Genomic DNA, 10502 nt, shown 5'->3' on the forward strand with positions numbered 1-10502 from the left:
GTGGTTTCCTCAGGCGTGCGACGGGACGTGAGCCGCTGCGGCCGCGCCCTGTTCGAAATGATAACGGCCGGTGTGCAGGCTGCTCGGGCCGAGCCGCGCGAAGCGGATCATCAGGAACATCTCCACCACCAGCAGCAGGCTGTAGAACGCTACCAGCGCGATCAACGAACCCCAGATATCCCCCGCCGCCAGCGTCGAGGTGGACAGGTGGGTCGGCAGCACCTCGGCGATCGACCAGGGCTGACGGCCATGCTCGGCGACGTACCAGCCGGTCTGCGCCGCGATCCACGGCAGCGGCAGGCTGAACAGCGCGAATTTCAGCAGCCACGGCTTGCGCTCGGCGTTGCGCTTGATCGATGCCCAGCTTGCCAGGACGAACAGCAGCAGCATCAGGAAGCCCGAGGCGACCATCACGCGGAACGTCCAGAACAGGCTGAACACATCGGGAATGGTGTCCAGTGCGGCCAGCCTGATCTGCTCGTCGCTGGCATCCACCACGTCGGGCGTGTACTTCTTCAGCAGCAGGCCGTAGCCCAGATCGTCCTTGACCGCGTCGAAGGCGGCCTTGGCCTGCTCCGAGGTGTCGCCGCCGCGCAGCACCTGCAGCCGCGCGTAGGCGAGCATGCCGTTGCGGATGCGCAGTTCATGCTCGGCGATCAGGTCCTTGATGCCCTTGACCTGCTCGTCCACCGAGCGGGTGGCGATCAGCCCCAGCACGTAGGGAATCTTCACCGCGTAGTCGGTGCGCTGCGCCTCCTGGTCCGGCAGGCCGAAGAGGGTGAAGCCCGCCGGCGCCGGATGGGTTTCCCATTCGGCCTCGATGGCCGCGAGCTTGGTCTTCTGCACATCGCCGATCTCGTAGCCGGATTCATCGCCGAGGATGATCACCGAGATCGTCGACGCCAGGCCGAATACCGCGGCGATGGCGAACGAGCGGCGGGCGAAGCCGAGGTCACGCTTCTTCAGCAGATAGAAGGAGGAGATCGCCAGCACAAAGATCGCCCCGGTGACGTAGCCGGCCGACACGGTATGGACGAACTTGACCTGCGCCACCGGATTGAACAGCAGCGCGCCGAAGTCCACCAGTTCCATGCGCATGGTCTCGAAATTGAATTCCGAGCCGACCGGGTTCTGCATCCAGCCGTTGGCGATCAGAATCCACAGCGCCGAGAGGTTCGAGCCCAGCGCCACCAGCCAGGTCACGGCGAGGTGCTGCACCTTGGTGAGCCGATCCCAGCCGAAGAAGAACAGGCCAATGAAGGTCGATTCGAGGAAGAACGCCATCAGCCCTTCTATCGCCAGCGGCGCGCCGAAGATGTCACCGACGTAATGGCTGTAGTAGGCCCAGTTGGTGCCGAACTGAAACTCCATGGTCAGCCCGGTGGTGACGCCCAGGGCGAAGTTGATGCCGAACAGCTTGCCCCAGAACTTGACCATGTCCTGATAGACCTGCTTGCCGGTCATGACATAGACCGATTCCATGATGGCCAGCAGGAACGCCAGCCCCAGGGTCAACGGCACGAAGAGAAAGTGATACATCGCCGTCATGGCGAATTGCAGGCGTGACAGATCTACAACGCTTTCCGAGATCATCTCGGCCCTCCCTCGGGATTGGCATCCCGCGTATCAAGCAAATGCTCGGCGACCCGCGCCGAACCGTTCTCGGGAATGCTGGGAGCATCGAACCAGATGTTTTTTATGCTTATGAGGATCGCGACCTTGACCAGCAGCACCAGCACGATGTCTCGCTTGAGCGATGACTTGAACATGCGTTCCTCCCTGCTTATGCACCGACTGTCTCGATGACGGCGGGCAGCGGCACAGCCGCAAACCCAACGCGAGAGAGTCGGAAGAAGTGTCCCGCTCCGCCGGAGCCCTCACAACTGCGACGGCTTGCCTCAGCCCCCGGGTGTTGCGGCGCCTAGGCGCTTGCCGTCTCGCTTGTTCAGCGTAGCCCTTGGCGCATAACGCGCAGCGCTGCTGGCCGGCTCGGCGGGCGACGATTTCCCTGCGAGCCTCGGTTTCCGCATCGCACGGACGGCCCGCGCGGCAGACTGTCGCGCTCACGGCACCCGCAACCAGCGGCGAAAACCGTTGCCGGCGGTGCTCGAAAGCGGGCTCCAGGCGAAATCCCAGGGCGGCGGCGGCAGCTCTTCCAGCTCGGCCGGAAGAATGCGGGCGCTGCGTTGCACGCGGGGCTTCCAGTCGAACACCCTGTCGGCGCTGCCCTGCCAGCCCAGCACGATGCCCAGCGCGGCGCTGTCATCGGTCCCGGCCCAGCGCGCCGCCGCGGCCAGCATCATCGCCTCGATATCCTCGGCGTCGATCCGCTCGCGGTAACGCGAGGTCAGCAGCCAGCGGCAGGCGCTCAGATGGAAGGTCCAGTCGAGCGCGAGCTGGCACCGATAGGCCCAGGTCATGAAGTCGCGAAAGAGTGTCAGGCCGTCCGGTGGGTCGAGCTTGAGCAGCCGCGGGCAGACATCGAACAGGGCGTGCCAGTACGGCAGCAGCTTGGCGTCCAGGTGCACGAAGTTACGGGCATTGCTGGGATAGTCCGGGAACGGCAGCCAGGGGCTGGCGCGATTCTCGGTGCGGGTGAAGCGTTCCATCACGGTCATGCTGAATGGTCCTGAGCTGAGGTGCCGCCAGCTCGCGCCGGCAGAGGCCCACCCCGTAGCGCACAGAAGGCTGCGGCCGGGCGGTTCAGTGGTCAGTCAGGACGATTCAGGGCGCGCGAGGGTTGAGCGTGGGCCAGTGATGCCGCGGTCCGAGACGCTCGGCGCGCCGCAGCGGAATGCTGAGCGGCGTGCGCCGACCGGGCCAGATCAGTCCGAACAGCGCAACAAGCGCGACGAACAATGAGCTGCACAGCGGGCAATCGAACGGCAGTGTCAGGGCGGCGACGGGATCGCCGCCAAGGTCGCCCGGCGCGAAGTCGCCATCGTCGCTGAGGCAGAACAGCCCCTGCCCCATCGCCAGTTCGAAGCCGACGTGCGAGGCATGCTGCAGGCTGCAGGCGAAGCCGTTGAACAGCAGGCTGACCAGCAGCAGGCAGCCGATCAGCTGGCGGTAATTCTTGACGATGGTCATGTTTCGACTTTAGCACCACCGCCCGCCGGCCCGGCTGCGCCAAACCGTCGCAACCGCCTCAGTGGTTGACGGTGTACGCCAGCATCGCCGAGAGATGACACAGCGGCCGACCGCTTTCGGCCTGCCACTGATTGAAAGCGGCCTGCATCGCGGCTTGGTCGCGCTGGCTGGTGGGTGCCTTGTCGATGATGCCCTGCGCCTTGAGCGCGGCCACCACATCGGTACTCGGCACGAAGGTGTCCTTGCCGGCCATGCGCAACAGACGCGGCGCGGAGACCCCACCGAGCTGGCTGCCGTGCCGCGCCAGGTAGCGCCACAGACCGACGATGTCGCTGCCCGGCCAGTCGGCGAGCAGGTTGCCGAAACTGCCCTTCTCCTTCGCCACGTCGAGGACGAACTGGGCATTGCGCGGCACGCTCTTGAGCTTGCCCAGATGACGAATCAGCTGGGTGTTCTGCATCAACCGCTCGATGTGCTCGCCGCCCATCAGCACCACCTTGTGCGGATCGAAGCCGAAGAACGCCTGCTCGAAAGCGGGCCACTTCGCATCCACCAGGCTGTGCTTGAGCCCGGCGCGGAAGATGCGCAGGGCGATCAGCGACAGATAGCGGTCGTCGGCTACCGCGCGCAACGCCTCGGCACTGCTCGGTTGCGGCAGACGCGCTTCCAGCGCCGCCGCCGAGCCGAAGCGGTTGAGGCAGTATTCGTGCAGCCATTTGTAGTCATGCATGGATGGGCCTTTCGGTTGGGCAAGCGACGGCAAAGGGTGCCGAGGATAGTGAGCGGCTGCAACTGGAGCATCCAGCCGCCGGGCGAACCAGGCGCGCCGAAATTGCCCGCCGACAAAGCATCCGCTGCGCCGTAGGGTGGAAAACTCGCGAAGGGATTTTCCACCGTGAGCGCCCGCCAGACCTCAGTCGCGCAGCCGCCCGGCGGCCTCGCGCAACAGTTGTGCGGTTCCGCTCCAGCCCAGGCAGCCATCGGTGATCGAGACGCCGTAGCGCAGCTCGCCGGAAAGCGGCTGGCAGCCGTCGAACAGATGGCTCTCCAGCATCACCCCACGCAGGCTGGTGTCGCCGGCCAGGCGCTGGCTCAGCACGCTGTCGAGCACCGCCGGCTGGCGCAGCGGGTCCTTGCCGCTGTTGGCATGGCTGCAATCGACCATGATGCGCGGCGCGATGCCCTGCTTTTCCAGTGCGCGGCGAGCGGCGCCGACACTGCCCGCGTCGTAGTTGGGCGCAGCGTGGCCGCCGCGCAGCACCAGATGGGTGTCCGGATTGCCGCGCGTCTGCAGCAACGCCGGATGGCCGAGATCGTCGATGCCGAAGTGCTGATGCGGATGTTCCGCTGAACGCATGGCGTCACAGGCGATGCCCAGGCTGCCTTCGGTGCCGTTCTTGAAGCCCACCGGCAGATCCAGACCACTGACCAGTTCGCGGTGAATCTGCGACTCGCTGGTGCGCGCACCGATGGCGGCCCAGCCCAGCAGATCGTCGAAGTAGCCGGCGGCCAGCGGTTGCAGCAATTCGCTGGCGATCGGCAGGCCGCAGGCCAGGATGTCCAGCATCAACCGACGCGACAGCCGCAGGCCTTCGGCCATGTCGCCGCTACCGTCCAGATGCGGATCGTAGACCAGCCCTTTCCAGCCGACCGTGGTGCGCGGCTTTTCCACGTAGGTGCGCATCACCAGCAGCAACTGGTCGTCGAGCTCGCGCGCCAGCTCGGCCAGGCGTTCGGCGTATTCCAGCGCCGCGGCCGGATCGTGCAACGAGCAGGGGCCGACCACCACCAGTAGGCGCGGGTCATGGCCATCGAGGACGGCGCGGATGGCGTTGCGATCGGTCTGGATACGTGCGGCGAGCGTGTCGCTCAGCGGCAGGCGCTGGCGCAGTAGGGCCGGGCTGGGCAACGGCTGGGCGCTGCGACGGCGAGGGAGTGGGTCGGCCGCGCAGTCGCCAAGGGCGAGTGGGAGGGCGGCGTTCTGGGCAGTGGCGGATGCATTCATGATCGGGCGATTCCTTCTGCCGGCGCGGCAAGGCCGCGACGGCGCTAGTCGTGTGTTCGTTCGAGTGGTGTCAGGCAGGCGTCGAAGCGGCTAAATCGCCAGTCGTAGCGGTAATAACGATCGGTGCGGTAGTAAGTGGTCATGCTGCATTCCTCGTGACGTTGGGCCGTTGGCGGCCGAAAAAACAAAACCCCCGGTCGGGTGGCCGACCGGGGGTTCGAAAACTGTCTGGTGGCGACCCTGCTTGCTAGGGCGCCTGTGGGGTATCAGGCGCGCCCGTGGCTAAACCAGTACCCAAAGTAATAACCGGCAGCGACGACCAGCCGCGCACGCAGCACCGCGACGCGAGCGGCGGCGGTATGAGCGAGGGCAGAACGGTCGAGGCTGAGCGGCATGCTTATCTCCAGAAGTGTCCGAACCATACTCCAGCGTCACGGCAGGTTTCAACCTGCGTGTTCCGGTAGGCGAAACCGCGCGTGATCGGTATCTTCGCCACCTCCGTCACGCCAGGAACGCCCGTCACATGCTCCGTCCCGCCCTGCTCTGCGCCTTCGCCCTGTATGCCGGCTGCGTTTCGGCGCAGGTGGAGGTCATGCCCGTGGAGCATCAGACCCAGGGCAAGGTTCTCGTCGCGCGCGTCACCGAGCAGGTCGCTCCCGGCGACTATCAGGCGCTGCTGCGCGGCATCGCCGCGCATCCCGGCAAGTACGCGCGCAAGCTGCTGATCCTCGACAACATCGGCGGCAGCACGCCCGAGGCGATGCGCATGGGCTACCTGCTGCGCGAAACCGGCTTCGACGCGCTGGTGCCGCCCGAGGCGATCTGCCAGGGCAGTTGCATCTACCTGCTGGCCGCGGGCCGCCAGCGCACCGTGCGTGGCCACGTCGCGCTGCAGCGGCCCTATCTGCCGAGCGGCGAATCGGCGCTGGCGGTCGGCCAGCAGCCGCGCCGCACACCGCAGAACTACCTGCGCGACATGGGCGTCGACCCGCTGCTGGCGCTCGACATACAACTGCTCAACCCCGGGCAGCTGCGCGTGCTCAAACCGCGCGATCTGGCGCGCTATCGCCTCAAGTGATCCGCCCTCTCCAGGCGATCACCGCGCCAGGCTGTCACGGCGCACAGGCCGCGTTCGACCGGTGATCGGAGCCGGCGGCAATCGCCGCATGTCCGTCTAGGCTTTTTCCAGTCCCACGAACGAGCCCGCGCGAACCGGCTCCTCTGAACGATTGCGCCAAGGAGCGTGACATGAAACTTTCCACCTATCTCACCTTCGACGGTCAGGCCCGCGAAGCCTTCACCTTCTACCAGCAGGTGCTGGGCGGCACGCTGGAGATGATGACCTTCGCCCAGGCACCCGAAGCCGAGCACTTTCCCGCCGAGCATCGCGAACGGATCATGCACGTCTGTCTGACGCTCGATGACTACCGGCTGATGGCGTCCGACACCATGCCCGGCATGGACTGCGGCAGCGGCACGTACGAGGGCATCAAGGGCTGCTCGATCAGCCTGCATCCCGACAGCGTGGCCGAGGGCGAGCGCCTGTTCGCTGGGCTGTCTGCCGGCGGCCAGGTCGTCATGCCGATGGAAAAGACCTTCTGGGCCGAACGCTTCGGCATGTTCACCGATCGCTTCGGCGTGTCCTGGATGGTCAACTGCGAACACCCCTGAGGCCGACATGCCGGTGAGACTTGCGTCACCGGCGCAGGCGCATAGACTGCGCGTCGCGATGGCCCCTGTCCGTCGCCGGCCTCCGGCCGCCCCGTGAATCGAGGAGCGCACGCGCTGTGGATCTGGTCTTTCTCGGCACCTCCTCCGGCACGCCCACCCGGGCGCGCAACGTCACCGGCCTGGCCCTGCAGGAGGACGCCGGCAAGGCCTGGTACCTGATCGACTGCGGCGAAGGCACGCAGCACCGCCTGCTGCGCATGCCGCTGTCGCTGCACGACCTGCGCGCGATCTTCATCACCCATGTCCATGGCGACCATTGCTACGGCCTGCCCGGCCTGCTCGCCAGCGCCGGCATGATGGGCCGCCGGCACCCGCTGGAGATCATCGCCCCGGCGGGTATCGCCGACTGGCTGCAGGCGACGCTGCGCATGAGCCACGCCTGGCTGGGCTATGAGCTGGCCTTCCATGCCGTCGAAAGCCTCGGCGAGTGGCGCAGCCTGAACATGCGCGTCGCGGCAACCGCGCTGTCCCATCGCGTGCCCTGCTACGGCTATAGCTTCACCGAGGCGCGCCCGGACCCGCGCTTGAACATCGAGCGGCTGGAGCGCGACGGCGTTCCGCGCGGCCCGCTCTGGGGGCAGCTGGCACGCGGCTTCGACCTCGAACATGAAGGTCGAACGCTGCGCAGTGAGGACTACCTGAGCTTCACCCGCGCGCCGCGGCGCGTCGTCATTGGCGGCGACAACGACCGTCCGCCGCTGCTTGCCGAGGCCTGCCGCGGCGCTCAGGTGCTGGTGCACGAAGCGACGTATAGCCAGACGCTGGTCGAAACCAGCGGCAATACCTTCGGCCACAGCAGCGCCGCTCAGGTAGCGGCCTTCGCGCAGCAGGCCGAGGTGCCGAACCTGGTGCTGACGCACTTCAGCGCGCGCTACCAGCCCGGCTCGCAGCGCGGACATTCCATCGAGGAGATCCGCCAGGAAGCGGCCACGGCGTATCACGGCCAGCTGTTTCTGGCGCGGGACTTCCTGCGGCTGCGCCTGGGCAAGGACGGCGTCCTGCACGAGGTGGAGCCGACCTGACCGGTACCGAATCCGGTGGCTCGTTCATCGGGTTCATGCTCGCCGTCGCACTCTGCGCTCGATGTCGGTCTAGGCTGTGGCGGGGCATCGATAACGCCTTCCCGGAGAACCCGCATGAGCAGCAAGAACCGGATCTGCCTGTGGTACGACGGCGCCGCGCTGGAGGCGGCGACCTTCTATGCCAGGACGTTTCCCGACAGCGCTGTCGGCACCGTCTATCGCGCGCCGGCGGACTATCCGGCGGGCAAACAGGGCGATGTGCTGACAGTCGAGTTCACGGTGATGGGCATTCCCTGCCTGGGCCTGAACGGCGGGCCGGCGTTCCCGCACAGCGAGGCGTTCTCGTTCCAGGTGGCCACCGACGACCAGGCCGAAACGGATCGCCTGTGGAACGCCATCGTCGGCAATGGCGGTCAGGAAAGCGAGTGCGGCTGGTGCAAGGACCGCTGGGGACTGTCGTGGCAGATCACACCGCGCGCGCTGACGGCCGCCATCGCCCATCCGGATGGCGCGGCGGCGCGGCGCGCATTCGAGGCGATGATGACGATGCGGAAGATCGACATCGCAGCCATCGAGGCAGCGCTGGCCGGTTGACCGACACGACCACCGCGCTATTCCTCTCGCCCGTTCCCGTCGCGATCACGTGTGTAGCGATGCGCGAGCGGGAACGTCGGCAGCCAGGCTTCGCGGCGCAGCGTCCAGCTTTCGTAGGTGGGCGTCAGCTGGTCGGGCGCATCCAGTGCGCCAAGGCTTACTTCGATCTCGTCCGCGCTGTGGGCGAACACCGACGAGCCGCAACGCGGGCAGAAGTGCCGCCCGGCGTACTCATGCGTCTCGCCCGTGATGCTCACCGCCGCCTGCGGGAAGATCGCCGCGGCGTAGAACAGCGCGCCGTGGTGCTTGCGGCAATCGAGACAATGGCACAGGCCGACCCGATAGGGCCGCCCGGAGGCCACGATGCGCACGCTGCCGCACAGGCAGCCGCCGGTGAATCGATCCATGCCGCGCTCCTGCAATCGAGTAGGTCAGCCATGAACGCTAGCACTCGCCGGGCGGATTGCGCGCCGAGCCGACCATCGAGCCGTGGTGCTGGCACCGGACGGGTTTCGCCGGTTAAATCGGTTCTCCACCCTTCGCCAGGAGCATCCATGAGCAACGCACGCCAGGCCCAGCACCCCATCGCCTCGTCCTTCACCGCGCGCTGGTCGCCGCGCGCCTTCGACGGCCAGCCACTGAGCGAAGCGCGGATGCGCTCGCTGTTCGAGGCGGCCCGCTGGGCGCCCTCGGCCTACAACTTCCAGCCGTGGCGTTTCTGCTACGCGCTCGCCGGCACGCCGCACTTCGAGGATTTCGTCGCCCTGCTGGTGCCGGCCAATCAGGCCTGGGCGCGGCATGCCGGCGCACTGGTGGCGGTGCTGTCGCAAAGCACCCGTACGGCTGCTGACGGCGCGGAACAGCCCTTCCCCAGCCATGCCTTCGATACCGGCGCGGCCTGGATGAGCCTCGCCATGCAGGCCTACGACATGGGGCTGGCCACCCACGCGATGGGCGGGTTCGATGCCGAACGCGCGCGACGCTATCTCCGGCTACCGGCGAATGTGGCGATCCACGCCTTCGTCGCCATCGGCCAGCGCGGCGACGCCAGCGCCCTGCCCGAGGCGCTGCAGGCCCGCGAGCAGGCCAGCGACCGCAACCCGCAGGCGGGCTGGGTGTTCGAGGGACCGATGGCCTGAGCGCGCAGCGTCGGGATCAGGCGGCGCGCTTGCCCATCTTGCGCAGCGCCCGCAGCCCTTCCAGCACCAACACCGCGATGGCCAGCCAGATCGCGCCGTAAGTCAGCCATTGCTGCGGCGCGATGCTTTCGCCGAGCAACAGCGACACCACCACCAGCAACACCGGCTCGACGTAGCTGAGCAGGCCGAACAGGGCAAGATTCAGGCGCTTGCCGGCGATGATCATCAGCGCCAGCGCCACCGCGCTGAGCGCACCTAGACCGAAGATCAGTACCAGCAGGCGCGGGCTCGCGGCCACCTGGCGCAGCGTCTCGCCATCGGCCAGGGCGAACGCGGCGGCGACCGGCAGGCTGATGACGAGGTCCAGCCACAGACCGCCGAGGTTGGCGGTACCGATCCAGCGGCGCAGGGCGAAGTAGCCGGGATAGCCGAGCGCGACCACTAGCACCGGCCAGGACAACGACGACGCCCGCAGCAGTTCGTTGCCGACGCCAACGGCCGCCAGCAGGCAGGCCAGCCGTTGCAGCCGACTGATCGCCTCGCCGAACAGCAGTCGTCCGGTGAGCACCAGGGCCAGCGGCAGCAGGAAATAGCCGAGCGAAACATCCAGCCCATGACCGTTGATCGGCGCCCACATGAACAGCCACAGCTGCACGCCAACCAGCGCCGAGGACAGCGGCAAGCCCAGCCACAGCCGCGGCTCGGCGGGCAGCCGCGCCAGAATCGCACGCACCTCGCTCAGGCGCCCGAAACCGAGCAGCAGCAACGCCAGACACGGCGCGGTCAGCAGGATGCGCCAGCCATACACCTGCTGGCCATCCAGCGGCTGCAGCAACGTGGTGTAGTAGTAGAGCGTGGCGAACAGTGCCGATGCACCGAGCGAACTGAGCACGCCGGGCAGGCTGTTGTGAGTGTGCATGA

14 protein-coding genes are annotated in these 10502 nt (G+C 67.1%); 5 read left to right on the forward strand and 9 right to left on the reverse strand.

The features are described from left to right. Nucleotides 1-9: 9 nt before the first annotated feature. The 7 genes from NAV27_RS03620 to NAV27_RS03650 all read right to left on the reverse strand — a co-directional run bounded on the left by NAV27_RS03620 (nucleotide 10) and on the right by NAV27_RS03650 (nucleotide 5490). Entirely contained in the window at nucleotides 10-1593 is a 1584-nt protein-coding gene (locus NAV27_RS03620) for a cytochrome ubiquinol oxidase subunit I (protein ID WP_102827367.1), read from the reverse strand. After that, the gene (gene cydP, locus NAV27_RS03625) at nucleotides 1590-1769 is read right to left on the reverse strand and encodes a cytochrome oxidase putative small subunit CydP (RefSeq protein ID WP_054093747.1); all 180 of its coding nucleotides are present in this window, start codon (nucleotides 1767-1769) and stop codon (nucleotides 1590-1592) included. Before cydP ends, NAV27_RS03620 begins: the two co-directional genes overlap by 4 nt. A 294-nt stretch (nucleotides 1770-2063) precedes the next feature. Further along, nucleotides 2064-2618: a putative natural product biosynthesis protein gene (locus NAV27_RS03630; RefSeq protein WP_102827368.1), complete on the reverse strand. Its 555-nt coding sequence runs from the start codon at nucleotides 2616-2618 to the stop codon at nucleotides 2064-2066. 106 nt (nucleotides 2619-2724) lie between these two features. Beyond that, entirely contained in the window at nucleotides 2725-3090 is a 366-nt protein-coding gene (locus NAV27_RS03635) for a DUF2946 domain-containing protein (protein WP_102827369.1), read from the reverse strand. 58 nt (nucleotides 3091-3148) lie between these two features. After that, nucleotides 3149-3820: a DNA-3-methyladenine glycosylase I gene (locus tag NAV27_RS03640; RefSeq protein ID WP_102827370.1), complete on the reverse strand. Its 672-nt coding sequence runs from the start codon at nucleotides 3818-3820 to the stop codon at nucleotides 3149-3151. Nucleotides 3821-4003: 183 nt separating this feature from the next. Further along, nucleotides 4004-5095 carry a 3-deoxy-7-phosphoheptulonate synthase gene (locus NAV27_RS03645; RefSeq protein ID WP_102827371.1) on the reverse strand — a complete coding sequence of 364 codons (1092 nt, stop codon included), beginning with the start codon at nucleotides 5093-5095 and terminating at the stop codon, nucleotides 4004-4006. A 266-nt stretch (nucleotides 5096-5361) separates the two neighbouring features. Beyond that, nucleotides 5362-5490: a hypothetical protein gene (locus tag NAV27_RS03650; RefSeq protein ID WP_256055287.1), complete on the reverse strand. Its 129-nt coding sequence runs from the start codon at nucleotides 5488-5490 to the stop codon at nucleotides 5362-5364. 128 nt (nucleotides 5491-5618) lie between these two features. Here NAV27_RS03650 and NAV27_RS03655 point away from each other — a divergent pair, with 128 nt between their 5' ends. The 4 genes from NAV27_RS03655 to NAV27_RS03670 all read left to right on the forward strand — a co-directional run bounded on the left by NAV27_RS03655 (nucleotide 5619) and on the right by NAV27_RS03670 (nucleotide 8442). Then, nucleotides 5619-6173 (forward strand): COG3904 family protein, encoded by a 555-nt coding sequence (locus tag NAV27_RS03655; RefSeq protein ID WP_102827372.1) that lies wholly within the window; start codon nucleotides 5619-5621, stop codon nucleotides 6171-6173. A gap of 170 nt (nucleotides 6174-6343) precedes the next feature. Then, on the forward strand, nucleotides 6344-6766 hold the full coding sequence (locus tag NAV27_RS03660) for a VOC family protein (protein ID WP_003286946.1): 423 nt from the start codon (nucleotides 6344-6346) through the stop codon (nucleotides 6764-6766). Nucleotides 6767-6882: 116 nt separating this feature from the next. Then, on the forward strand, nucleotides 6883-7848 hold the full coding sequence (locus tag NAV27_RS03665; RefSeq protein ID WP_102827373.1) for a ribonuclease Z: 966 nt from the start codon (nucleotides 6883-6885) through the stop codon (nucleotides 7846-7848). Between the two features lie 114 nt (nucleotides 7849-7962). Next, nucleotides 7963-8442: a VOC family protein gene (locus NAV27_RS03670; protein ID WP_003286949.1), complete on the forward strand. Its 480-nt coding sequence runs from the start codon at nucleotides 7963-7965 to the stop codon at nucleotides 8440-8442. 17 nt (nucleotides 8443-8459) lie between these two features. Here NAV27_RS03670 and NAV27_RS03675 read toward each other — a convergent pair whose 3' ends face one another. Further along, nucleotides 8460-8849 (reverse strand): GFA family protein, encoded by a 390-nt coding sequence (locus tag NAV27_RS03675; protein WP_003286950.1) that lies wholly within the window; start codon nucleotides 8847-8849, stop codon nucleotides 8460-8462. Nucleotides 8850-8996: 147 nt separating this feature from the next. Between NAV27_RS03675 and NAV27_RS03680 the strand changes: the two genes are divergently transcribed. Beyond that, nucleotides 8997-9581: a nitroreductase family protein gene (locus tag NAV27_RS03680; protein ID WP_003286951.1), complete on the forward strand. Its 585-nt coding sequence runs from the start codon at nucleotides 8997-8999 to the stop codon at nucleotides 9579-9581. A 16-nt stretch (nucleotides 9582-9597) separates the two neighbouring features. Here NAV27_RS03680 and rarD read toward each other — a convergent pair whose 3' ends face one another. Continuing rightward, on the reverse strand, nucleotides 9598-10500 hold the full coding sequence (gene rarD, locus NAV27_RS03685; RefSeq protein ID WP_043295998.1) for an EamA family transporter RarD: 903 nt from the start codon (nucleotides 10498-10500) through the stop codon (nucleotides 9598-9600). Nucleotides 10501-10502 lie beyond the last annotated feature (2 nt).

This window comes from Stutzerimonas degradans, from assembly GCF_024448505.1.
Classification (GTDB): domain Bacteria; phylum Pseudomonadota; class Gammaproteobacteria; order Pseudomonadales; family Pseudomonadaceae; genus Stutzerimonas; species Stutzerimonas degradans.

Excerpts from the sequence above, each read along its gene's own strand:
- NAV27_RS03620 (WP_102827367.1), bottom strand. The coding sequence starts at position 1,593 with ATGATCTCGGAAAGCGTTGTAGATCTGTCACGCCTGCAATTCGCCATG.
- cydP (WP_054093747.1), bottom strand. The coding sequence starts at position 1,769 with ATGTTCAAGTCATCGCTCAAGCGAGACATCGTGCTGGTGCTGCTGGTC.
- NAV27_RS03630 (WP_102827368.1), bottom strand. The coding sequence starts at position 2,618 with ATGACCGTGATGGAACGCTTCACCCGCACCGAGAATCGCGCCAGCCCC.
- NAV27_RS03635 (WP_102827369.1), bottom strand. The coding sequence starts at position 3,090 with ATGACCATCGTCAAGAATTACCGCCAGCTGATCGGCTGCCTGCTGCTG.
- NAV27_RS03640 (WP_102827370.1), bottom strand. The coding sequence starts at position 3,820 with ATGCATGACTACAAATGGCTGCACGAATACTGCCTCAACCGCTTCGGC.
- NAV27_RS03645 (WP_102827371.1), bottom strand. The coding sequence starts at position 5,095 with ATGAATGCATCCGCCACTGCCCAGAACGCCGCCCTCCCACTCGCCCTT.
- NAV27_RS03650 (WP_256055287.1), bottom strand. The coding sequence starts at position 5,490 with ATGCCGCTCAGCCTCGACCGTTCTGCCCTCGCTCATACCGCCGCCGCT.
- NAV27_RS03655 (WP_102827372.1), top strand. The coding sequence starts at position 5,619 with ATGCTCCGTCCCGCCCTGCTCTGCGCCTTCGCCCTGTATGCCGGCTGC.
- NAV27_RS03660 (WP_003286946.1), top strand. The coding sequence starts at position 6,344 with ATGAAACTTTCCACCTATCTCACCTTCGACGGTCAGGCCCGCGAAGCC.
- NAV27_RS03670 (WP_003286949.1), top strand. The coding sequence starts at position 7,963 with ATGAGCAGCAAGAACCGGATCTGCCTGTGGTACGACGGCGCCGCGCTG.
- NAV27_RS03675 (WP_003286950.1), bottom strand. The coding sequence starts at position 8,849 with ATGGATCGATTCACCGGCGGCTGCCTGTGCGGCAGCGTGCGCATCGTG.
- NAV27_RS03680 (WP_003286951.1), top strand. The coding sequence starts at position 8,997 with ATGAGCAACGCACGCCAGGCCCAGCACCCCATCGCCTCGTCCTTCACC.
- rarD (WP_043295998.1), bottom strand. The coding sequence starts at position 10,500 with ATGCACACTCACAACAGCCTGCCCGGCGTGCTCAGTTCGCTCGGTGCA.